We start from the raw sequence: 22,435 nt of genomic DNA, 5'->3' as shown, positions 1-22,435 counted from the left end.
CAGGATCTGGTTCCCACACCGGAAATGCGTTGTCCGTTATTTCCCGCCACTGCCCGCAACGCTTTCGCCGCCACGGGTCAGGTAATAGGCGCCGAGGATCGGCAGCATGGTCACCATCATCACCAGCATCGCGACGACGTTGGTGACCGGCACGTCCCGTGGGCGGCTGAGCTGGTTGAGCAGCCACAGTGGCAAGGTGCGTTCATGGCCGGCGGTGAAGGTGGTGACGATGATTTCGTCGAACGACAGCGCAAACGCCAGCATGCCACCGGCCAGCATCGCCGAGCCGAGGTTCGGCAGGACGATGTAGCGGAAGGTCTGCCAGCCGTCGGCGCCGAGGTCCATCGAGGCCTCAATCAAACTGTATGAAGTGCGGCGCAAGCGGGCGATGACGTTGTTGTAGACGATCACCACGCAGAAGGTCGCGTGGCCGACGATGATGGTGAACATCCCCGGTTCGATCCCTAGCGTTTTGAACGTCGCCAGCAGCGCGATCCCGGTGATGATCCCGGGCAGGGCAATCGGCAGGATCAGCATCAGCGAGATGCCTTGCTTGCCGAAGAAGTCCCGCCGGTACAACGCCGCCGACGCGAGGGTGCCCAGGACCAGCGCAATCAATGTGGCGACGGCCGCGATTTGTAACGACAGCTTGATCGCTTCCAGCACGTCGGGCCGGGAGAACGCCACGCCGATCCACTTCAGGGTGAAGCCCTTGGGCGGAAAGCTGAACGCAGCGTCTTCGGTGTTGAAGGCGTAGAGGAAGATGATCAGGATCGGGAAGTGCAAGAACACCAACCCGCCCCAGGCAGCGATGCGCAGGCCCAGGGATGCCCGATCTTGAGATGAAGTATCAGAGCGCATCGAAAGCCCCCAGACGTTTGACGATGGACAGGTAAATGGCGATCAGCACGATCGGCACCAGCGTGAAGGCCGCCGCCATCGGCATATTGCCGATCGCTCCTTGCTGGGCGTAGACCATGCTGCCGATGAAGTAGCCCGGCGGGCCCACCAGTTGCGGCACGATGAAATCGCCCAGGGTCAGCGAAAAGGTGAAGATCGAACCGGCGGCGATGCCCGGAATCGACAGCGGCAGAATCACTTGCATGAAGGTCTGACGCGGTTTGGCACCGAGGTCGGCCGAAGCTTGTAAAAGCGACGGCGGCAGGCGTTCCAGTGAGGCCTGGATCGGCAGGATCATGAACGGCAGCCAGATGTAGACGAACACCATGAATCGCCCCAGATGCGAGGTCGACAAGGTGCTGCCGCCGACACCCGGAATCCCGAGCACGAACTGCAACACCGGTTCCAGCCCCAGGTGCTGAACGAACCACTGGGCCACGCCGCCCTTGGCCAGCAGCAAAGTCCAGGCATAGGCCTTGACGATGTAACTGGCCCACATTGGCATCATCACCGCGATGTAGAAAAACGCCTTGGTCTTGCCGGTGGTGTAGCGCGCCATGTAGTAGGCGATCGGGAACGCCACGACCGCACTGGCGATCGACACGACGACGGCCATGCTCAGGGTGCGCAGGATGATGTCGAAGTTCGACGGCTGGAACAGTGCGGTGAAATTCGCCAGGGTCAGGTCGGGGGTGACCGTCATGGTGAAGTCATCGAAGGTGTAGAAGCCTTGCCACAACAACGTCAACAGCGAACCGAGGTAGATCGCACCGAACCACAGCAGCGGCGGCACCAGCAGCAGCGACAGATACAGGTTCGGCCGCCGGTACAGCACGTTCGAAAACCGGCGCAACGGCGAGCCGCTGGCAGGGGTTTGAGGAGCGGCCACGCTGTTCATCTCACACCCCGCCCACAATATTGTCGTGCAGCGGGATCATCGCCTCGCGCGCCCAACGAGCGCTGATGCGTTGCCCGGTCTGGTGTTGCGTGCTGACATCCAGCCACTGAACGTTGGCCTGGCTGATGTTCAACGTCTGGCCGTTTTCCAGTTTCAGTTCATAGCGGGTGGCGCTGCCTTGGTACTGGATGTCGTGCAGCAGGCCACTGACTTCGATTTCATGGCTGGCCAGCGGGCCTTCGGCGAAACGCACGTGTTCCGGGCGGATCGAAAACGGCTGTGGATTGCCGCTCAACTGCCGGGCCAGATCGCCGCGAATCACGTTGGACGTGCCGACGAATTCGGCGACGAACGTGGTTGCCGGTTTCATGTACAGGTTGCGCGGTGTGTCGACCTGTTCGATGCGGCCCTTGTTGAACACCGCCACGCGGTCGGACATCGACAGCGCTTCGGTCTGGTCGTGGGTAACGAAGATGAAGGTGATGCCGAGCTGGCGTTGCAGCTTCTTCAGCTCGCCTTGCATTTGCTCGCGCAGCTTCAGATCGAGGGCACCCAAGGGTTCGTCGAGCAACAACACACGCGGGCGATTGACCAACGCGCGGGCCAGGGCCACACGCTGGCGCTGGCCGCCAGAGAGTTGCACCGGTTTGCGCTCGCCGTAGCCGCCGAGGGCGACCATATCAAGGGCTTCTTCGGCGCGTTTTTGGCGTTCGGACTTGCCGACACCTTTGACTTTCAAACCGTAGGCGACGTTGTCGAGTACGTTCATGTGCGGGAACAGCGCGTAGTCCTGGAACACAGTATTCACGTCACGCTGATACGGCGGTAACCCCGCAGCTTCGGCGCCGTGAATACAGATGGAACCCGCGCTCGGTTGTTCGAACCCGGCGATCAGGCGCAGGCAGGTGGTTTTGCCCGAGCCGGAGGGGCCCAGCATGGAAAAGAACTCGCCGTCCTGGATATCGATAGAAACCCGGTCAACGGCCTTCACCTCGCCGAACTGCCGGGAAACGTTGGTGAACTGGACTGCAAGCGTCATGGTGCGTTGCTCCGAAAAGGCGAGGATCATCACAGTGGCCTTGTCTGGACTTCTGAAAAATCTGAATCGTGATCGATGGGCTTTTGTGGCGAGGGAGCTTGCTCCCGCTGGAGTGCATGGCACTCCCAAACTGGTTTTGGGGCGGCTTCGCCACCCAGCGGGAGCAAGCTCCCTCGCCACAAGGGTTCCTCGCTAAATGTGTTACCGAGGCTTAACGACCACCCATGATCGCGATGTAATCCTGGGTCCAGCGGCTATAAGGCACAAACTTGCCGCCTTCAGCCTGCGGGGTTTTCCAGAAGGCGATCTTGTCGAACTGGTCGAAACCGTTGGTCTTGCAACCCTCGGCGCCCAGCAGTTCGCTTGCCTTACACCCCGCCGGGACCGCCGGCAGAGAGCCGAACCAGGCGGACACATCGCCCTGGACCTTCGGCGTGAGCGACCAATCCATCCACTTGTAGGCACAGTTCGGATGCTTGGCCTCGGCGTGCAGCATGGTGGTATCGGCCCATCCGGTGGCGCCTTCCTTGGGGATGGTCGAGGCGATCGGCTGTTTCTCGTTCATCAGGCCGTTGACCTGATAGGGCCAGGCGCTGGCAGCCACCACGCCTTCGTTCTTGAAGTCACTCATCTGCACGGTGGTGTCGTGCCAGTAGCGATGGATCAACTTTTGCTGGGCGCGCAGCAGGTCGAGAACGGCCTTGTACTGTTTTTCGTCGAGCAGGTAAGGATCCGTGATGCCCAGTTCCGGCTTGGCGGTTTTCAGGTACAGCGCCGCGTCGGCGATGTAGATCGGGCCGTCATACGCTTGCACGCGGCCCTTGTTGGATTTGCCGTCGGACAGCTTCTGCTCTTCGAACAGCACGCCCCAACTGGTAGGTGGCTGCGTGAACACCTTGGTGTTGTACATCAACACGTTCGGGCCCCATTGATAAGGGGTGCCGTAGGTCTGGTTGTTGACCACATACCACGGTGCATCCTTGAGGCGCGGATCGAGATTTTTCCAGTTGGGAATCAGTGCGGTGTTGATCGGTTGCACACGTTTGCCGGCGATCAACCGCAGGGAGGCATCACCCGATGCCGTCACCAGGTCGTAACCGCCCTTGGCCATCAGGCTGACCATTTCATCAGACGTGCCGGCCGTCTTGACGTTGACTTTGCAGCCGGTTTCCTTCTCGAAGCCGGTCACCCAGTCGTAGGTCTTGTCGGTTTCGCCCCGTTCGATATAGCCGGGCCAGGCGACGATATCCAGCTGACCTTCGCCGGCACCGACGGCTTTCAGCGGCTCGGCGGCCTGCAGGCTGGCGCTGGCCAGCAGTGCCGTGGTGATTGCACTGAGCAGTGCGGTCTTGTGCACAAGCATGGTGAACCCTCTTCTTTAAATTATGGTCGGGGCAGTTCTGAACGGGGTGAAGCCAATGCCGTTATGGCTAATTGTTAGCGTAGTGCGCTTTTATAAATGCTGTCCGTGACGGGCCATGATGTGGCGCACCACGCTGTAGTCCTGCAGCGAATCACTGGATAAGTCTTTGCCATAGCCCGAGCGCTTCAGGCCGCCATGGGGCATTTCGCTGACCAGCATGAAATGGCTGTTGATCCAGGTGCAGCCGTACTGCAAACGCGCCGCAACCTGCATGGCTTTGTCGAGATTCTGGGTCCAGACCGAGGAGGCGAGGCCGTATTCCGAGTCGTTGGCCCAGTCCACCGCTTGTTCGAGCTCATTGAAGCGGGTCACGGTGACCACCGGCCCGAACACTTCGCGCTGAACGATTTCATCGCTCTGTTTGCAACCGGCCAGCAAGGTCGGCTGGTAATAGAAGCCGGCACCGGAATGCACCGCCGCGCCGGTCACGCGTTCGATATGTGGCTGGCCGAGGGCACGCTCGACGAAACTGGCCACGCGGTCGCGCTGGCGAGTGCTGATCAGCGGGCCGATCTCGTTGTCGGCATCACGTTTACCGGCAAAACGCAGGCTGCTGACCGCCGCGCCGAGTTCCGCCACCAAGCGGTCATGAATCCCGGCTTGGGCATAAATCCGGCACGCGGCGGTGCAGTCCTGGCCGGCGTTGTAATAGCCGTAGGTGCGCACGCCCTCGACCACCGCTTGAATATCCGCGTCGTTGCAGACAATCACCGGGGCCTTGCCGCCGAGTTCGAGGTGGGTGCGTTTCAGGGTTTTCGCCGCGGCCTGGAGGATTTTTTGTCCGGTGACGATATCGCCAGTCAGCGACACCATGCGCACTTTCGGGTGGCTGACCAAATGGCTGCCGACGCCTTCACCGCCACCGCAAATGATGTTGATCACCCCGCGCGGCAGGATCTCGGCGAGCGCCGGTGCCAACGCCAGAATCGACAGCGGTGTGTGTTCCGACGGTTTGAATACCAGCGTGTTGCCAGCGGCGAGGGCAGGGGCGATTTTCCAGGCGGCCATCATGATCGGGTAGTTCCACGGCGCAATCGAGGCGACCACGCCAATCGGATCGCGGCGGACCATGCTGGTGTAACCCGGCAAGTATTCGCCGCTGAGCTGGCCGGTCTGGCAACGCACGGCACCCGCGAAGAAACGGAACACATCGACCGTGGCGCTCAAATCGTCCTGACGCGCCAAGTGCAATGGCTTGCCGCAGTTCAGCGATTCGAGGCGGGCGAGCAGGTCGGCGTTTTTTTCAATGGCGTTGGCGATGTCCAGCAGCAGGTTCGAGCGCTGCTGCGGCGTGGTCCGCGACCAACTGGCAAAGGCGCGGAGGGCGGCGAGGATCGCGGTTTCGACCTGCTCGGTGCTGGCTTCGGCAATGTGCGTCAGCACTTCTCCGGTGGCCGGGTTGAGGATGGGTTCGACGAAACCCTGGCCCGGGACCAACTCGCCATCGATCAACAACGCGGTGAACAACGGAGTCTGCGCGCCAGCCATTTTTCGGGTTCTCTTTTCTTGTGTGGCCATGGGATTCCCTGTGACTGGGCCCGGCCGTCTTATAGATGCCTCAAGACTAGTGGCCGGGCTTGTGGTCGACAAATACTAAATACTGAAGGTGGCGTTCGATTAAATAGATGGCTTGCGCCCGCCGTGGGGTTGTTCGCGAGCGACGGTCAGGAACGGGTCCACCAGCGCGGGCCGGGCAGTGCCGCGACGCCACGCCAGACCGACATCGAGGGTCTGGCTCAGGTCGGCGATCGGCCGCGCTTCGATGATGTCGCCCTCCAGGGACCACGGGCGGTAAGTCATGTCCGGTTGAATGGAAACGCCCAAGCCCGCGGCGACCAGGCTTCGTACCGCTTCCGTCGAGGCTGTTCGCAAGGTGATGCGCGGTTGCAGCGAGGCCGCCGACCACATGCGCTGGGCGTTGCGGTCCATTTCATCGACGTTCAGCTGAATCAGCGGCTCGCGAGCGACATCGGCGAGGTTGATGCTGTCGTGTTCCAGCAGCGGATGCTGGGCCGGCAGCCACAGCCGATGGGGCGAGTGGGTCAGGACTTCGGTCTGCAAGGCATGGCGGTCTTCCAGATTGGAGAGGATCAGCACGCCCACATCAATTTCACCGCTGACCAGCAAATGCTCGATGTACGGCCGCTCGTCTTCCATCACGCGTATTTCAACGTTGGGGTAAGCGCGCTGGAACCGGGTGAGCAAATCCGCCAGGTAATAACCGGCAACCAGGCTGGTCACGCCGATGATCAACTGCCCGGCAACCTGATCGGTGCTCTGTTGCAGGCTGCGTTTGGCATTGTCCACCGTGGCCAGAATCAGGTGTGCCTGGCGTAGGAATTGATGACCCTGGTGGGTCAGGGTCATGCCCTTGGCGTGGCGATTGAATAGGCCGACACCGATTTCCTGCTCCAGTTGCTGGATGGCCAGGGTCAGGGTGGACTGGGAAATAAACGCGGTTTGCGCCGCGGCGGAGATCGAACCGGTCTCGGCCACGGCGATGAAGTGGCGGATCTGACGCAGGGTCATCATGGGGAATTACCGGGTGGGCGGTTTTTATCGATTTGCTCGAGTGTATATCTTTTAAATCGATGGGTAGCCTGCGCAGCGGTATCTGGGGATACGCTTTACCGTTTGTCTGGAAAAGTCGTCTACCTGTTAGTTCTGACAGTAGCCAGTTCCCGCGTATCGGTATTGGATAACCCAACCCAAAGCCCATCGTGCAGGAGCCTTTATCATGACCCTACCGGAATCGCCCGATAACACCGTACTAGTGCTGGATAGACCCCGAGTGCTTGGCGCGACCCGGCCAGTCATAGGGGCCGATATCGGCGTGTCACTGGTGATTTACGATCTCGTCACTGACGGTGAGGGCGCCACCGTCGAGATCGATCCGCCGTTGTCGGGCACGATGAATCCCGGGGATGTCATGGAGCTGTGGCTGGTCGGGGAGACCACGTTTCTGTACAGCAAAATCATTGAGGATGAGAACGCGATCACGACCCTGCGTATCCCCAAAGGCCGGTTGCATGCGGATCGGATCAATGAACTCTTCTACATCATCAAGCGCGGCAGCGATAATATCGGCACCTCACCGATGCTGACGATGCTGTACAACAAAATCCGGCCCGGTTTAAAAGACAGATTTCCGAATGAAGAGGGCCATTCCGAGCTGGAGTTATTGTTGCCCGACGCCATCAAGAACGGCGTCGGCCCCGACTTCGTCAGTGCCCAAGTGTGTGTGTCTTATCCCTACTGCCGAGCCTACGACACGATTACCCTGAAGTGTAACGGTGAGTCCACGCATTTCATCGTTGGCAGGGACGAAGCGCCTGAACCACCCGATCCGGGCTCACCGATCGCGACCAGGGTGTGTTTTACCGTGACCCGCGCTCACCTGGAAGTCGCGCAAAGACCCAACCATGAGCTCAACTTTTCCTACACCGTCACCGACCAGCTCGGAAACGTCCCGGACACCGATGCTATCTGGTCTGCAACCCAAACCGTGGACGAAGATCTGGCGGGCAGGCGGCTGACAGCTCCGGACATCACCGAAGATCCGGATGATCCCAACGATGATCCAAGTACCATCGACCTGGACAAGCTCGGGGGAAAAGACCTGACGATACAGGTGTATGCCGCTGCACCAACCTGGCAAACGGGCGACATCATTCGTATGAACTACACGGTGACGCCGCCCGGAGGTCAGGAGGCGCCTGTCGAGACCACGGTCTCCCGATTGCCCTTCACCTATAAACTGATGATTCCCAACGCCAAAGTGATCGCCGGCAGTGACGTTCGGGTGATCTACGACCAGGTTAGAGCCGATACGGTAATCGCCTACTCCAGGTCCGCTACGGCGCAGGTGATCGGTGAGGCCGTGACTGTGCCGCCAGTAATCACCCGCGTGACAGATTCAAAGGGTGAAATCGACAATGGTGGCACCACGACCGAGACCTCGATCACGATCACGGGTAGTGCCAGTGCTGGCCAAAAAGTGCAGCTCTATGATGGAGATGCCCCAATAGGAGGCGAACTCACCGCAGTGGATGGGATTTGGACCGCAACCATGTCCGTCGCAGTCGGTGTGCGTAGCCTGACGGCTAAAGCGCTGTATGGCAGCGGTCAGGTTTCAACAGCCTGGACTTTTACTGTGGTTGTGCCTTTGTCATTCGGTATTAATGTGATATTGGACCTACCAAGTTACAGCGTTGTACGCGGTATTCCGCCAATAAATCCGCCTGGCAATGCTACCTACACTCGAGTTGGGACAGGAGGCGTTCCTCCCTATACATACAGCTCTGCCAGTAATAACGTGGCGACGATTGATGCTACGGGGAAGGTACGAGTGGCGGGGAGAGGGACCACTACGTTGAAGGTCACAGACAGTAAGGGCGCTTCGGCGACTCATAAAATTACAGTGACCGGGGTGATAATGTTTATGCGAATCGGCAATCTGATGATTAAGCGAGACGCTGAACAGCAGTGTATAGCCCAAGGAGGAGGACTGCCAAACAATCGCGCACAGCTCAAAGCGGTGTATGACACTTACGCAGGACAGACGGGAGGTATTGTTCAGGCTGCAGGCTGGTTAGGCAATGCGACGTGGACGAACGAAGCTCATACTCAGATCAATCACAGCTGGACAGTTGTAATGTCCAATGGGCAGTACTCTTTTGCCCATGCTACCCAAGGGCCTTCTGCAGTAGCGTGTCGTATTGATACTACCCCGGCCCCAACGACTGAGGAATTAGGAGACGCGGAGCCCGGAGCAGACATCTCAGATTAGCAAGTTGTTGGATTGGCAAGTAAGGAATGTCTAGTCCAGAAATAGGCTTGTATCTATTTCAATCAAACACCCGATGCACTGCATAGGGTGTTTGTTTTTTTTGATATGAGCGGACAGATCTATTTAAAAGCCGACGTCAATTTCCCCTTCCAATAAAAACATTTGGGACGAAATGCTCGGGGTGGATTTATTTAGTTAATAAATCCACCCCGTTTTTTATTGGAAATTCGCAGCCACGAGTATCGAGTAACATCCTGAAGCACTCTCACCGCCAACACCAGGCACTTTCGGTTCAGGCTGATGGCCTTAATGATCCGGTTAATCCGAATTCGTGGAGGCAGCAAATGAACACCCGTGGATTGCTCGATCAGTTACTCAAATCCGGTCAGGATCTGTTGCAGAACAAGGCTGGCGGGACGCAGAACAAATCGGCTGCCGGTGGGCTGGGCGGCTTGCTCGGCGGTAGTGGCGGGGCTGGCGGGCTCGGCAGCGTGCTTTCGGGCGCCGGCGGTGGTGCTTTGGCGGCCGGGGCCATGGGCCTGTTGCTGGGCAGCAAGAAGGCTCGCAGCGTGGGCGGCAAGGCCCTGACTTACGGTGGCCTCGCCGCGCTGGGGGTCATTGCCTACAAGGCTTACGGAAATTGGCAGGCCCAGCAAGGCAGCGCGCCGAAGACCGAACCACAAACCCTCGACCGTGTGCCAGCGGCGCAAGTCGAGCAACACAGCCAGGCTATTCTCAAGGCGCTGGTGGCGGCGGCCAAAGCCGATGGTCATGTGGATGAACGCGAGCGTGCGTTGATCGAAGGCGAGTTCACCAAGCTCGACAACGATCAGGAACTGCAGCAGTGGCTGCACGCTGAACTCAACAAACCGCTGGACCCGACCGACGTCGCCCGTGCTGCAAGTACGCCGGAAATGGCGGCTGAAATGTACATCGCCAGTGTGATGCTGGTGGACGAAGAGAACTTCATGGAAAAGTCCTACCTCGATGAACTGGCGCGGCAGTTGAAGCTGGAGCCGGGGTTGAAGGCCGAGTTGGAGAAGCAAGTTATAATCGCTTGATCGGGCTTGGGGCGACGTTAGGCTATAAAGAAGAAAACCCCATCAACTGATTGTGTTGATGGGGTTTATTGTTTTAGTGATGTTACTTTTGTTTTGGGATATGAAACTTTCCGGTTAATTTGCCAAGATCGCCTTCTAAATCGATGTCAAATGTACCTTCGAAAGAACGCTTTCCCGAATCGAAGAATTTTAGTTGCATTGAGCCTTTTTTTACGGGTAGAGGTAAATCTTTGTCAGCGGCTTGCCATGAACTGTTTAAACCCTCCAAATCTTCTGGGTAACGTACAGTATGTATTTCGCTGGGGTCCAGTGCTTCTGGAAAGCTGAGAATTACACGGCTTTGGTCGTCGCTTTCGCCAAAGAACATATAAACTTCATTGCCTCGTACGTAAGTTATCGTTTTGGTATCAAGTATTTGTGTGTCGTTGAGGAATGCAGACATTGTTCCTATGACCTTTTCGCCTTTCGCTTTCAGGCTATTGTAGTCTTCGGGTGCTGACATGATGGTGTGCTCGCTAGTTGGTGTTTATACAGGTCGTAGAGTAATAATCAATCAGGGGGGGGCTACTGTCAGAGTTGATAGTTGGTTAGCGTGTTTTGGTATTGGTTTGTTAATTTTTATTCTGAACTGCACCACATCCCTCAATGACCCTTCCATAGGTCGTTTCCTCCGAATTACCCCTGGCACCCCCCTCTATCGCGCAAAGCCCCATCCAGATCCAATCCCGGCCTTGCGCGCCCATCTGATAACCGAAGCACCACCCTCGGCTATACTCCCCCGCAATTCGAACCGCACCGAGGACTGACTGTGAAGAACTGGACGTTGCGCCAACGCATTTTGGCGAGCTTTGCGGTGATTATCGCGATCATGCTGTTGATGGTTGTGGTGTCCTTTTCTCGGCTGATGAAGATCGACGCCAGCGCAGAAAGGGTCCGCCTCGATGCGGTTCCCGGGGTGTATTTCAGTTCGATGATCCGCGGTGCCTGGGTCGACAGTTTTAACCTCACCCAGCAGCTTGTCGGCCTTTCCGGACGACGCGAAATGACCGCCGCCGACCAGGCCATGTACAAGAGCTTCGAAGAGCGCTTGAGCGAGCAGATGGCCAATTACCGCAAAACCATTTTCACCGTGGAAGACCAGGTCCTCTTCGACGAATTCGAAGCGCGTCATCAGCTCTTCAATCAAGAAATGACCAACGTACTCGACCTCTATCAACGCAAAGAGTACGAGCAAGCGCGCCTGGCCCTGGAGCAGAAGCTCGCGCCAGCCTGGATCAATGGGCGCAAGCAGTTGAACAGCCTTCTCGAAGATAATCACGCACTGGCTGAAAAAGCCACGCTGGCCATCGGCGAAGCGGTGACCTCCGCCAAAATCAGTATGGGCGTCTCTTTGCTGGTGGCGATCATCGTCGCCGGCCTCTGTGGCCTGCTGCTGATGCGCGCGATCATGGCACCAATGAATCGCATCGTGGATATCCTCGAAGTCATGCGCACCGGCGATCTCAGCAGTCGCCTGGATCTTGATCGCAAGGACGAATTTGGTGCGGTGGAAACCGGCTTCAACGACATGATGACCGAGCTCACCTCGCTGGTGTCCCAGGCCCAGCGCTCCTCGGTCCAGGTCACCACCTCGGTCACGGAAATCGCCGCGACATCCAAGCAGCAGCAGGCCACGGCCACCGAAACCGCTGCCACCACCACCGAAATCGGCGCGACATCGCGGGAAATTGCCGCCACTTCGCGGGATCTGGTACGCACCATGACCGAAGTCTCCACCGCCGCTGATCAGGCGTCGGTGCTGGCCGGTTCCGGTCAGCAAGGCCTGGCGCGCATGGAAGACACCATGCACTCGGTGATGGGCGCGGCCGATCTGGTCAACGCCAAACTGGCGATCCTTAACGAGAAGGCCGGCAACATCAATCAGGTGGTGGTGACCATCGTCAAAGTCGCCGACCAGACCAACCTGTTGTCCCTGAATGCCGCGATCGAAGCCGAGAAGGCCGGTGAATATGGTCGCGGGTTTTCCGTGGTCGCTACCGAAGTACGGCGCCTGGCAGACCAGACTGCGGTGGCCACTTACGACATCGAGCAGATGGTGCGCGAGATTCAGTCGGCGGTGTCGGCCGGGGTCATGGGCATGGACAAGTTTTCCGAAGAGGTGCGCCGTGGCATGTCCGAGGTGCAGTCGGTGGGCGAGCAGTTGTCGCAGATCATCCATCAGGTTCAGGCACTGGCACCACGGGTGTTGATGGTCAACGAAGGCATGCAGGCCCAGGCCACCGGCGCCGAGCAGATCAACCACGCGTTGGTGCAGTTGGGCGATGCCAGCAGCCAGACTGTCGAGTCTTTGCGTCAGGCCAGTTTCGCCATTGATGAATTGAGCCAGGTGGCCGTGGGGCTACGTGGCGGCGTCTCGCGATTCAAAGTCTGATGAGCGAGCTCGCGGTCAAGCGCGGCGCGGTGATGCCGGTGAAACAGTCGTTGTTTCTGGTGTTCCGCATCGGCAACGAGCGTTACGCGTTGCAGGCCATCGAGGTGGCCGAAGTGCTGCCGCAGCTGCCGTTGAAACCGATTCCCCAGGCACCGGACTGGGTGGCGGGGGTGTTTGCCTGTCGCGGCGCGGTGGTGCCGGTGATCGACCTCAGCGCCCTGACGTTCGGCCAACCGGCCCAGGCTCGCAACAGTACGCGGCTGGTGCTGGTGCACTATCGGCCGGATGAGGCGACGCCTGCGCAATTGCTCGGGCTGATTCTGGAACAGGCCACCGACACGTTGCGCTGCAACCCGGCGGACTTTCAGCCTTATGGCCTGGACAATCGCCAGGCGCCGTACCTGGGGCCGGTGCGCGAAGATGCCCAGGGTTTACTGCAATGGGTGCGGGTTGCCGATTTGCTGGACGAACAGGTCCGCGCCTTGTTGTTTCCCTCGCCGCCGCTGGACCTGGCGCAGTTTGAGGAGCAGGGATGAGCAGCGATCAACGGTTTTTCGATTTCCTCAAAGAACGTATCGGCCTCGATGTGGGCTCGGTCGGCCCGGCGATCATCGAACGCGCGGTGCGCCAGCGCTGCACGGCGGCTCGGGCGCTGACGGCCGATGAGTATTGGCACACTCTGCTGGGCTCGCGCGACGAACAACAGGCGCTGATCGAAGCGGTGATCGTCCCCGAGACCTGGTTTTTCCGTTACCCGGAATCCTTCGCCACGCTGGCGAAACTGGCGGCCAAACGGCTGGCGGCGATCAATAACATGCGCGCCCTGCGGATTCTCAGTCTGCCGTGTTCCACCGGCGAAGAACCGTATTCCATCGCCATGGCATTGCTCGATGCCGGGCTGGCGCCACACCAGTTCAAAGTCGACGGCATGGATGTCAGCCCGCTGTCGGTGGAAAAGGCCAGGCTCGCGCTGTACGGCAAGAATTCGTTTCGTGGCCAGGACATCGACTTCCGCGAGCGGCATTTCACGGCTGAAAACGACAACTATCGCCTCAGTGGGCGCGTGATTGAGCAGGTGCGTTTGCAGGTCGGCAATCTGCTGGATCCGGCCTTGCTGGCCAACGAGCCACCTTATGACTTCGTGTTCTGCCGCAATTTGCTGATCTATTTCGATAAGCCGACCCAGCAGCAGGTGTTCGAAGTGCTCAAGCGCCTGACCCATGTCGACGGCGTGCTGTTTATCGGCCCGGCGGAAGGCAGTCTGTTGGGGCGTTTCGGCATGCGCTCGATCGGCATCCCGCAGTCGTTTGCCTTCAGTCGTCAAAGTGCGCAAGAGCCGCTCGCGACCTTCGTGCCGACGCCGCTGCCGGCTCAACAACCGGTGCGCAGCGTGACACCGCCGCCGGTGCGAAGTCGGCCTTTCGCAACGGTGGTGCCGATGCCTCAGGTCGCCGCCACCCCTTCGGCCACTCCCCCTTCAGACGCCGCTACGCTGCTGGCGAACATCGCCGCGCTGGCCAACGAAGGGAAAAGTGCCGAGGCCCGCGCCGCGTGCGACAGTTTTTTGCGCAGTCACGAGCCGGTGGCGCAGGTGTTCTATTGGCTGGGGCTGATCAGCGATGTCGCCGGCAGCGCTCTCGAGGCCCAGGGCTTTTATCGCAAGGCGTTGTACCTCGAGCCGCAACACCCCGACGCGCTGATGCACCTGGCCGCCTTGCTCCAGTCCCAGGGCGACACGGCGGGAGCCCGACGATTACAGGCCCGCGCCGCCCGCAGCGAGCGCGCCGCAGACAGTGAGCGTAAACGATGAACGCCGCCGATACCTTGAGCGTCATCCATGAAAATGCCCAGGCCATCGACGACTGCTGGAACCGCATCGGTATCCACGGCGACAAGTCCTGCCCATTGCTGAGCGAGCACATTCATTGTCGCAACTGCGCGGTGTATTCGGCTGCCGCCACGCGCTTGCTCGATCGCTATGCCTTGCAGCAGGACGACCGCGAGCAAGTCACCACGGTGGCCGGAAGCGATGTGAAAACCCGCTCGCTGCTGATGTTTCGCCTCGGCGAAGAATGGTTGGGCCTGGCCACTCGCAGCCTGGTCGAAGTGGCGCCGCTGCAAGCGATTCACTCCTTGCCGCACCAGCGCTCCGGGGCGTTGCTCGGCGTGGCGAATGTGCGCGGTGCCTTGGTGGCATGCCTGTCGCTGGTGGAGTTGCTGGGGCTCGATGCCACCAGTGGTGTGGCGTCCGGCGCGCGGGTGATGCCGCGGATGCTGATCATCGCCGCCCACGGCGGGCCGGTGGTGGTGCCGGTGGATGAGGTGGACGGGATTCACGCCATCGACGAGCGCATTCTTGATGCGGCGTCCCAGTCCGGCACCCAGGTCAGCGCCAGATACACCCGTGGCGTCTTGCAATTCAAAGGTCGCAGCCTGCGTTGGCTGGATGAAGAACAGCTGCTATCCGCCGTGACCCGGAGCCTCACATGACCCCCGAGCAAATGCGTGACGCCTCTTTGCTGGAACTGTTCAGCCTGGAAGCCGAGGCCCAGACCCTGGTGCTGAGCGCAGGTCTTTTGGCGCTTGAGCGCGATCCGACCCAGGCCGATTACCTCGAGTCGTGCATGCGCGCGGCCCATTCGCTCAAGGGCGCGGCGCGGATTGTCGGTGTCGATGCCGGGGTCAGCGTTGCCCATGTGATGGAAGATTACCTGGTCAGTGCCCAGGAAGGCCGCCTGTACCTGCGGCCCGAACACATTGATGCACTGTTGCAAGGCACCGATCTGCTGATGCGGATTGCGACGCCGGGCAACGCTCCGGCGCCAGCGGATATCGACGCTTACGTCGTCTTGATGGGACGGTTGCTTGATCACATGGCGGCCACTGCGCCCATCGCGCCGCCGATGGCAGAGCTTCAGATGCAACCGCCGACGCCCAAGGTTGAGCCGCCCATGCCGGCCACCGCCGAAGCCTCCCCGGCAGCGCCCGCCGAGCCAGTGTCCACGACTAAACGCACCACCGAAAGTGGCGAACGCGTATTGCGCGTCACGGCCGAGCGCTTGAACAGCCTGCTCGACCTGTCGAGTAAATCCCTGGTGGAAACCCAGCGGCTCAAGCCGCACCTGGCCACCATGCAGCGCCTCAAACGCATGCAGAGCAACGGCCTGCGGGCGCTGGAAAACCTCAACGTCCATCTCAAGGACCATGCCTTGAGTCTCGAAGCCCAGGAAGCCTTGGGCGATGCCCGCCGATTGTTGGCCGAGTCTCAGCAATTGCTGGTGGAAAAAAACGCCGAGCTGGACGAGTTCGCCTGGCACGCCAGCCAGCGTGCGCAGGTGTTGTACGACACGGCGCTGGCCTGTCGCATGCGGCCATTCGCCGACGTGCTGAGCGGGCAAGTGCGCATGGTCCGTGATCTCGGCCGCGACCTTGGAAAACAGGTGCGGCTGGAGATTGAGGGCGACAAGACTCAAGTCGATCGCGACGTTCTGGAAAAGCTCGAAGCGCCGCTGACGCACCTGCTGCGCAATGCGGTGGATCACGGCATCGAAACCCGGGAACAACGACTATTGGCCGGCAAACCGGAAGAAGGCGTGATCCGTTTGCGAGCGTCCCATCAGGCCGGTCTGCTGGTGTTGGAACTCAGCGATGACGGCAACGGCGTCGACCTGGAAAAGCTTCGGCGCAACATCGTCGAGCGGCAGTTATCCCCAGCCGAAACCGCCGCCCAGTTGAGCGAAGAAGAGCTGCTGACGTTCCTGTTTCTGCCGGGTTTCAGCCTGCGCGACGCGGTTACCGAAGTTTCCGGGCGCGGTGTCGGGCTGGATGCGGTTCAGCATATGGTTCGCCAATTGCGCGGCGCCGTGGTGTTGGAGCAGACGGCAGGCGAGGGCAGTCGCTTTCATCTGGAAGTGCCGCTGACGCTGTCGGTGGTGCGCAGCCTGGTGGTGGAAGTCGGTGATGAGGCGTATGCCTTCCCGCTGGCGCATATCGAGCGCATGTGCGACCTGGCGCCGGAAGATATCGTGCAGGTCGAAGGCCGGCAGCACTTCTGGTACGAAGGCCGGCATGTCGGGCTGGTTGCCGCCAGTCAACTGTTGCATCGCCCGGCGAGCCAGAACAACGCGCAAACCCTCAAAGTCGTGGTCATCCGCGAGCGCGAGGCGATCTACGGGGTGGCAGTCGAGCGCTTTATCGGCGAGCGAACGTTGGTGGTGCTGCCGCTGGATGAGCGCCTGGGCAAGGTCCAGGACATTTCCGCCGGGGCCTTGCTCGACGACGGCTCGGTGGTGCTGATCGTCGACGTCGAAGACATGCTGCGTTCGGTGGACAAACTGCTCAATACCGGGCGTCTGGAGCGCATTGCCCGGCATGCCAATCAGGCCGTCGAAGCGGCGCGTAAACGGATTCTGGTGGTGGACGACTCGCTGACCGTTCGTGAGTTGCAGCGCAAGCTGCTGCTCAATCGCGGCTATGACGTCGCGGTGGCGGTGGACGGCATGGATGGCTGGAACGCCCTGCGTTCAGAGGACTTCGATCTGTTGATCACCGACATCGACATGCCGCGCATGGATGGCATCGAGCTGGTGTCTTTGGTGCGCCGCGACAACCGCCTGCAATCCCTGCCGGTGATGGTGGTGTCCTACAAGGACCGTGAAGAAGACCGTCGCCGTGGACTGGACGCCGGAGCCGACTATTATCTAGCCAAAGCGAGTTTTCATGATGACGCTTTGCTGGATGCAGTGGTTGAGCTCATTGGAGGCGCGCGGGCATGAAAATCGCTATCGTCAACGACATGCCCATGGCGGTAGAGGCCTTGCGCCGCGCTTTGGCGTTCGAACCGGCGCACGAGGTGGTCTGGGTCGCCGGCAATGGGGCCGAGGCAGTGCAACGGTGCACTGAATACACCCCGGATCTGATCCTGATGGATTTGATCATGCCGTTGATGGACGGTGTGGAAGCGACCCGGCGAATCATGGCCGAGACCCCATGCGCGATAGTCATTGTCACCGTCGACCGCGAGCAGAACGTACACCGGGTATTCGAAGCCATGGGCTACGGTGCGCTGGATGTGGTCGATACCCCGGCTATCGGCGGCGGCAATCCTCAGGAAGCCGCCGCACCGCTGCTGCGCAAGATCATGAACATTGGCTGGCTGATTGGTGACCACAGCAATCGGGTGCGATCGGCACCGAGCCAGCACCGCCACTCGTCTTCGCGCCAGCATTTGGTGGCCATCGGTTCATCCGCTGGCGGGCCGGCGGCGCTGGAAGTGCTGCTCAAGGGCCTGCCACGAGATTTTTCGGCGGCCATCGTGTTGGTCCAGCATGTGGATCAGGTATTCGCCGCCGGCATGGCCGAATGGCTTGCCAGCGCCAGTGGCCTGGATGTGCGCCTGGCCCTGGAAGGCGAACGGCCGCAAAGCGGCGTGGTCCTGCTGGCCGGCACCAACCATCACATTCGATTGCTGAAAAACGGCACACTCGCCTACACCGCCGAACCGGTCAACGAGATCTATCGGCCGTCGATCGATGTGTTTTTCGAAAGTGTGGCCAGTTACTGGAGCGGTGACGCTGTGGGTGTTCTGCTGACCGGTATGGGGCGTGACGGCGCGCAGGGGCTTAAACTCATGCGCCAACAGGGCTATCTGACCATCGCTCAGGACCAACAAAGCAGTGCGGTGTATGGCATGCCGAAGGCGGCCGCGGCCATTAACGCGGCTGTGGAAGTTTGCCCACTGGACAAGATAGCGCCACGATTGCTGGAGATCTTCTCAAAATGACTATTATTAGCAGCAATCGTGGCCAAGGCAGTACTCAGGTGACCGCACATGAATGAATTACAGCTCGACGACTTCAAAACCGATGAAAACGCCGCCATGGTGTTGTTGGTGGACGATCAGGCGATGATCGGCGAGGCAGTGCGGCGTGGTTTGTCGAACGAAGAAAACATCGACTTCCATTTCTGTGCCGACCCGCACCAGGCCATCGCCCAGGCGATTCGCATCAAGCCGACCGTAATCCTTCAGGATCTGGTCATGCCTGGCCTCGACGGCCTGAGCCTGGTGCGCGAGTACCGTAATCACCCGGCGACCAAGGACATTCCGATCATTGTCCTGTCGACCAAGGAAGACCCGCTGATCAAGAGCGCGGCGTTTGCCGCCGGTGCCAACGATTACCTGGTCAAACTGCCGGACAACATCGAACTGGTAGCGCGTATCCGCTATCACTCGCGCTCCTACATGACCCTGCTGCAACGTGACGCGGCGTACCGCGCGCTGCGGGTCAGCCAGCAGCAATTGCTCGACACAAACCTGGTGCTGCAACGCCTGATGAACTCCGACGGCCTGACCGGGCTGTCGAACCGCCGGCATTTCGACGAATACCTGGAACTGGAGTGGCGGCGTTCGCTGCGAGACCAGACTCAATTGTCGCTACTGATGATCGATGTCGACTACTTCAAGTCCTTCAACGACAGCTTTGGCCACCTTGAAGGCGATGAAGCCCTGCGCAAAGTCGCCACGGCGATTCGCGACGCCAGCTCCAGACCTTCGGACTTGCCGGCCCGTTACGGCGGCGAAGAGTTCGTCCTGGTCTTGCCCAACACTTCACCGGGCGGTGCGCGAATGGTGGCGGAAAAACTGCGCCAGACCGTGGCCGGGTTGAAGATCCCGCACATTTTCCCGAGCGAAGGTTCGAGCCTGACCATCAGCATCGGCCTGTCGACCATGATTCCGCAGCCGGGCAGCGATTGCCGGCAATTGATCTCGGCGGCAGACAAGGGGCTGTACCTGGCGAAGAACAATGGGCGTAATCAGGTGGGGATCGAATAACCCACAAATACCTCACTCTGTAGCACCGCAGCACCGTAGCAGCTGTCGAGCCCCGCGAGGCAGCGTTCGGCGGCGCAGCCGTCGTAAAACCATACAGCGCGGTCTTCCAGACAAACCGCGTGCGCAGGACTGGCGAGGACTTCGTCCTCGAACGCGGCCTCGCGGTGCTCGACCGCTGCTACAGGAGTGCCCCGTGGTTTCAGGCAAAACCATTCGCCGCTAAAGCCGCCAGGCGGGCTGCCGTGACAGCTTGATTACGTTATACTCGCCGGCTTTCAAAAGTTCGCCAACGAGTGCTGCCCGCCATGGAAATCAACCCGATCCTTAACAGTATCAAGGACCTGTCCGAGCGCTCCGAAACTATTCGGGGGTATCTTTGACTACGATCAAAAGCATGAGCGTCTGACTGAAGTCAATCGCGAGCTTGAAGATCCGAGTGTCTGGAACAACCCGTCGTACGCTCAGGAGCTGGGCCGCGAGCGGTCGCTGCTGGCTCAGATCGTCGAAACCCTCGACGAAATGCACAGCGGTCTGGCCGATGCCAAAGACCTGCTGCTGATGTCCGCCGAAGAAGAAGACCAGGCCGCCGTCGATGACGTCGCTGCCGAAGTCGAGCGCCTGCGCGAATCCCTGGAAAAACTTGAATTCCGTCGCATGTTCAGCGGTGAGATGGACGCCAACAACGCCTATCTGGACATCCAGGCCGGCTCCGGCGGTACCGAGGCTCAGGACTGGGCCAACATCCTGCTGCGCATGTACCTGCGCTGGGCGGATAAACGCGGTTTCGACGCCACCATCATGGAGCTGTCGGCCGGTGAAGTCGCCGGTATCAAAGGCGCTACCGTGCACATCAAGGGCGAATACGCCTTTGGCTGGCTGCGTACCGAAATCGGCGTGCACCGTCTGGTGCGCAAGAGCCCGTTCGACTCCGGCAACCGTCGTCACACCTCGTTCTCGGCCGTGTTCGTGTCGCCGGAAATCGATGACAACATCGAAATCGACATCAACCCGTCGGACCTGCGCATCGACACCTACCGCTCCTCCGGTGCCGGTGGTCAGCACGTTAACACCACCGACTCGGCCGTACGGATTACCCACGTACCGACCAACACCGTGGTCAGCTGCCAGAACGAACGTTCCCAGCATGCGAACAAAGACACCGCCATGAAAATGTTGCGGGCGCGTTTGTATGAGCAGGAAGTGCAGAAGCGCAACGCCGCTTCCCAGGCCCTGGAAGACACCAAGTCGGATATCGGCTGGGGTCACCAGATCCGTTCGTATGTGCTCGATGCCTCGCGGATCAAGGATCTGCGTACCAACATCGAACGCAGCGACTGCGACAAGGTGCTCGACGGCGACATCGACGAATACCTGGTGGCCAGCCTGAAACAAGGGCTCTAAGGCCCGCGCTACAGGGTTGTCACCACCCTGTAGGAGCGAGGCTTGCCCGCGAACCCCGGCGAATGCCGGGGGCAACGAACCTGAGATGGAATTTTTAAAGACATGAGCGACCTACAACTCGACCCGCAAGCCCTGCAACAGGAAGAAAACTCCCTGATCGCCCTGCGCAAGGAAAAGCTTGCTGCCGAGCGCGCCAAGGGCAATGCCTTCCCCAATGACTTCCGCCGCGACAATTACTGCGAAGACTTGCAGAAACAGTACGCGGACAAGACCAAGGAAGAGCTGGCAGAGGCTGCAATCCCGGTCAAGGTGGCGGGTCGCATCATGCTCAACCGTGGCTCGTTCATGGTGATTCAGGACATGACCGGTCGCATTCAGGTTTACGTCAACCGTAAAACCCTGTCCGAAGACACCCTGGCCGCGGTGAAAACCTGGGACATGGGTGACATCATTGCCGCCGAAGGCACCCTGGCGCGTTCCGGCAAGGGCGACCTGTACGTCGAAATGACCAGCGTGCGCCTGCTGACCAAATCCCTGCGACCGCTGCCGGACAAGCATCACGGCCTGACCGACACCGAACAGCGCTACCGCCAGCGTTACGTCGACCTGATCGTCAACGAAGAGGTGCGCCAGACCTTCCGCGTTCGTTCGCAAGTGATTGCGCACATTCGCAGCTTCCTGATGAAGCGTGACTTCCTGGAAGTGGAAACGCCGATGCTGCAAACCATTCCAGGCGGCGCGGCGGCCAAGCCGTTCGAGACTCACCACAACGCGCTGGACATGGAAATGTTCCTGCGTATCGCGCCTGAGCTGTACCTCAAGCGCTTGGTCGTCGGTGGTTTCGAGAAAGTCTTCGAGATCAACCGCAACTTCCGTAACGAAGGCGTTTCGACGCGTCACAACCCTGAATTCACCATGCTGGAGTTCTACCAGGCTTACGCCGACTACGAAGACAACATGGACCTGACCGAAGAGCTGTTCCGCGAACTGGCTCAGCTGGTTCTGGGCAGCACCGACGTGCCGTACGGCGACAAGGTGTTCCACTTCGGCGAGCCGTTCGTGCGTCTGTCGGTGTTCGACTCGATCCTCAAGTACAACCCTGAGCTGACCGCTGACGACCTGACTGACCTCGACAAGGCTCGCGCCATCGCCAAGAAGGCCGGCGCCAAGGTGCTGGGCTTCGAAGGTCTGGGCAAGCTGCAGGTAATGATTTTCGAAGAGCTGGTCGAGCACAAGCTGGAACAGCCACACTTCATCACCCAGTACCCGTTCGAAGTGTCGCCGCTGGCCCGTCGTAACGACGAGAACCCGAACGTCACCGACCGTTTCGAACTGTTTATCGGCGGCCGTGAAATCGCCAACGCCTACTCCGAGTTGAACGACGCGGAAGACCAGGCCGAGCGTTTCATGGCACAGGTGGCCGACAAGGACGCCGGCGACGACGAAGCCATGCACTACGACGCCGACTTCGTTCGCGCGCTGGAGTACGGCATGCCGCCAACGGCGGGTGAGGGGATCGGCATCGACCGTCTGGTGATGTTGCTGACCAACTCACCGTCCATCCGCGACGTGATTCTGTTCCCGCACATGCGGCCACAAGCGTAAGTGTTTCAATTAAAAAGCCGCCTATAACAGGCGGCTTTTTATTGCCTGTCTGGTAC

Annotated in this window: 18 protein-coding genes; 11 read left to right on the top strand and 7 right to left on the bottom strand. The window is 59.8% G+C overall.

Going from position 1 to position 22,435, the window contains the following annotated elements:
- Window positions 1-36 precede the first annotated feature (36 nt).
- The 6 genes from KW837_RS21580 to KW837_RS21555 all read right to left on the bottom strand — a co-directional run bounded on the left by KW837_RS21580 (window position 37) and on the right by KW837_RS21555 (window position 6,792).
- Window positions 37-861 (bottom strand): ABC transporter permease, encoded by an 825-nt coding sequence (locus KW837_RS21580; RefSeq protein ID WP_123498071.1) that lies wholly within the window; start codon window positions 859-861, stop codon window positions 37-39.
- A complete protein-coding gene (locus KW837_RS21575) occupies window positions 851-1,798 on the bottom strand; it encodes an ABC transporter permease (protein WP_218398524.1) in 948 nt (315 codons plus the stop codon). The genes KW837_RS21580 and KW837_RS21575 overlap by 11 nt, the downstream gene beginning before the upstream one ends.
- A gap of 1 nt (window position 1,799) precedes the next feature.
- A complete protein-coding gene (locus KW837_RS21570) occupies window positions 1,800-2,837 on the bottom strand; it encodes an ABC transporter ATP-binding protein (protein WP_218398522.1) in 1,038 nt (345 codons plus the stop codon).
- Window positions 2,838-3,048: 211 nt separating this feature from the next.
- Window positions 3,049-4,200, bottom strand: coding sequence for a putative ABC transporter substrate-binding protein YdcS (gene ydcS / locus KW837_RS21565; protein ID WP_218398520.1), 1,152 nt, complete (start codon window positions 4,198-4,200; stop codon window positions 3,049-3,051).
- A gap of 90 nt (window positions 4,201-4,290) precedes the next feature.
- Window positions 4,291-5,748 carry a gamma-aminobutyraldehyde dehydrogenase gene (locus KW837_RS21560; RefSeq protein WP_218398518.1) on the bottom strand — a complete coding sequence of 486 codons (1,458 nt, stop codon included), beginning with the start codon at window positions 5,746-5,748 and terminating at the stop codon, window positions 4,291-4,293.
- A 129-nt stretch (window positions 5,749-5,877) separates the two neighbouring features.
- Window positions 5,878-6,792 carry a LysR family transcriptional regulator gene (locus tag KW837_RS21555; protein WP_008072897.1) on the bottom strand — a complete coding sequence of 305 codons (915 nt, stop codon included), beginning with the start codon at window positions 6,790-6,792 and terminating at the stop codon, window positions 5,878-5,880.
- A 205-nt stretch (window positions 6,793-6,997) separates the two neighbouring features.
- On the opposite strand from KW837_RS21555, the gene KW837_RS21550 reads away from it, so the two are divergent.
- A complete protein-coding gene (locus KW837_RS21550; protein WP_218398516.1) occupies window positions 6,998-9,049 on the top strand; it encodes an Ig-like domain-containing protein in 2,052 nt (683 codons plus the stop codon).
- A gap of 344 nt (window positions 9,050-9,393) precedes the next feature.
- Complete coding sequence (locus tag KW837_RS21545) at window positions 9,394-10,110, top strand: tellurite resistance TerB family protein (protein ID WP_218398514.1); 717 nt, start codon at window positions 9,394-9,396, stop codon at window positions 10,108-10,110.
- Window positions 10,111-10,192: 82 nt separating this feature from the next.
- Here KW837_RS21545 and KW837_RS21540 read toward each other — a convergent pair whose 3' ends face one another.
- Window positions 10,193-10,612 (bottom strand): hypothetical protein, encoded by a 420-nt coding sequence (locus tag KW837_RS21540; RefSeq protein WP_218398512.1) that lies wholly within the window; start codon window positions 10,610-10,612, stop codon window positions 10,193-10,195.
- A gap of 306 nt (window positions 10,613-10,918) precedes the next feature.
- Between KW837_RS21540 and KW837_RS21535 the strand changes: the two genes are divergently transcribed.
- The 9 genes from KW837_RS21535 to lysS all read left to right on the top strand — a co-directional run bounded on the left by KW837_RS21535 (window position 10,919) and on the right by lysS (window position 22,379).
- Entirely contained in the window at window positions 10,919-12,541 is a 1,623-nt protein-coding gene (locus tag KW837_RS21535; protein WP_218398510.1) for a methyl-accepting chemotaxis protein, read from the top strand.
- The gene (locus KW837_RS21530) at window positions 12,541-13,077 is read left to right on the top strand and encodes a chemotaxis protein CheW (protein ID WP_123498087.1); all 537 of its coding nucleotides are present in this window, start codon (window positions 12,541-12,543) and stop codon (window positions 13,075-13,077) included. Before KW837_RS21535 ends, KW837_RS21530 begins: the two co-directional genes overlap by 1 nt.
- A complete protein-coding gene (locus KW837_RS21525) occupies window positions 13,074-14,351 on the top strand; it encodes a protein-glutamate O-methyltransferase CheR (RefSeq protein WP_218398504.1) in 1,278 nt (425 codons plus the stop codon). The genes KW837_RS21530 and KW837_RS21525 overlap by 4 nt, the downstream gene beginning before the upstream one ends.
- Window positions 14,348-15,031, top strand: a complete 684-nt coding sequence (locus KW837_RS21520) for a chemotaxis protein CheW (RefSeq protein ID WP_218398501.1) — start codon at window positions 14,348-14,350, stop codon at window positions 15,029-15,031. The genes KW837_RS21525 and KW837_RS21520 overlap by 4 nt, the downstream gene beginning before the upstream one ends.
- Window positions 15,028-17,316, top strand: a complete 2,289-nt coding sequence (locus KW837_RS21515) for a hybrid sensor histidine kinase/response regulator (protein ID WP_218398499.1) — start codon at window positions 15,028-15,030, stop codon at window positions 17,314-17,316. The genes KW837_RS21520 and KW837_RS21515 overlap by 4 nt, the downstream gene beginning before the upstream one ends.
- Window positions 17,313-18,323, top strand: a complete 1,011-nt coding sequence (locus KW837_RS21510) for a chemotaxis response regulator protein-glutamate methylesterase (protein ID WP_218398497.1) — start codon at window positions 17,313-17,315, stop codon at window positions 18,321-18,323. Before KW837_RS21515 ends, KW837_RS21510 begins: the two co-directional genes overlap by 4 nt.
- A gap of 48 nt (window positions 18,324-18,371) precedes the next feature.
- A complete protein-coding gene (locus tag KW837_RS21505; RefSeq protein ID WP_192344187.1) occupies window positions 18,372-19,373 on the top strand; it encodes a PleD family two-component system response regulator in 1,002 nt (333 codons plus the stop codon).
- A gap of 305 nt (window positions 19,374-19,678) precedes the next feature.
- Window positions 19,679-20,774, top strand: a protein-coding gene (gene prfB, locus KW837_RS21500) for a peptide chain release factor 2 (RefSeq protein WP_095920368.1) whose coding sequence is annotated in 2 segments (ribosomal slippage) — window positions 19,679-19,750 and window positions 19,752-20,774 — 1,095 coding nt in all. Because the reading frame shifts where the segments join, the coding sequence is not laid out codon by codon here.
- Window positions 20,775-20,876: 102 nt separating this feature from the next.
- Window positions 20,877-22,379, top strand: a complete 1,503-nt coding sequence (gene lysS, locus KW837_RS21495; RefSeq protein WP_192344188.1) for a lysine--tRNA ligase — start codon at window positions 20,877-20,879, stop codon at window positions 22,377-22,379.
- Window positions 22,380-22,435 lie beyond the last annotated feature (56 nt).

Source organism: Pseudomonas sp. PDM24 (assembly GCF_019218905.1).
GTDB lineage: Bacteria > Pseudomonadota > Gammaproteobacteria > Pseudomonadales > Pseudomonadaceae > Aquipseudomonas.
Note: the sequence above shows the minus strand (reverse complement) of the source record. Positions and strands in the feature narration are given on the sequence as shown.

What these genes read in the sequence shown, in the direction of transcription:
- KW837_RS21520 (WP_218398501.1), top strand. Translation starts at nt 14,348, where the DNA reads ATGAACGCCGCCGATACCTTGAGCGTCATCCATGAAAATGCCCAGGCC.
- KW837_RS21545 (WP_218398514.1), top strand. Translation starts at nt 9,394, where the DNA reads ATGAACACCCGTGGATTGCTCGATCAGTTACTCAAATCCGGTCAGGAT.
- KW837_RS21570 (WP_218398522.1), bottom strand. Translation starts at nt 2,837, where the DNA reads ATGACGCTTGCAGTCCAGTTCACCAACGTTTCCCGGCAGTTCGGCGAG.
- KW837_RS21505 (WP_192344187.1), top strand. Translation starts at nt 18,372, where the DNA reads ATGAATGAATTACAGCTCGACGACTTCAAAACCGATGAAAACGCCGCC.
- KW837_RS21555 (WP_008072897.1), bottom strand. Translation starts at nt 6,792, where the DNA reads ATGATGACCCTGCGTCAGATCCGCCACTTCATCGCCGTGGCCGAGACC.
- KW837_RS21575 (WP_218398524.1), bottom strand. Translation starts at nt 1,798, where the DNA reads ATGAACAGCGTGGCCGCTCCTCAAACCCCTGCCAGCGGCTCGCCGTTG.
- KW837_RS21560 (WP_218398518.1), bottom strand. Translation starts at nt 5,748, where the DNA reads ATGGCTGGCGCGCAGACTCCGTTGTTCACCGCGTTGTTGATCGATGGC.
- KW837_RS21525 (WP_218398504.1), top strand. Translation starts at nt 13,074, where the DNA reads ATGAGCAGCGATCAACGGTTTTTCGATTTCCTCAAAGAACGTATCGGC.
- lysS (WP_192344188.1), top strand. Translation starts at nt 20,877, where the DNA reads ATGAGCGACCTACAACTCGACCCGCAAGCCCTGCAACAGGAAGAAAAC.
- KW837_RS21550 (WP_218398516.1), top strand. Translation starts at nt 6,998, where the DNA reads ATGACCCTACCGGAATCGCCCGATAACACCGTACTAGTGCTGGATAGA.
- KW837_RS21530 (WP_123498087.1), top strand. Translation starts at nt 12,541, where the DNA reads ATGAGCGAGCTCGCGGTCAAGCGCGGCGCGGTGATGCCGGTGAAACAG.
- KW837_RS21515 (WP_218398499.1), top strand. Translation starts at nt 15,028, where the DNA reads ATGACCCCCGAGCAAATGCGTGACGCCTCTTTGCTGGAACTGTTCAGC.
- ydcS (WP_218398520.1), bottom strand. Translation starts at nt 4,200, where the DNA reads ATGCTTGTGCACAAGACCGCACTGCTCAGTGCAATCACCACGGCACTG.
- KW837_RS21580 (WP_123498071.1), bottom strand. Translation starts at nt 861, where the DNA reads ATGCGCTCTGATACTTCATCTCAAGATCGGGCATCCCTGGGCCTGCGC.
- KW837_RS21540 (WP_218398512.1), bottom strand. Translation starts at nt 10,612, where the DNA reads ATGTCAGCACCCGAAGACTACAATAGCCTGAAAGCGAAAGGCGAAAAG.
- KW837_RS21510 (WP_218398497.1), top strand. Translation starts at nt 17,313, where the DNA reads ATGAAAATCGCTATCGTCAACGACATGCCCATGGCGGTAGAGGCCTTG.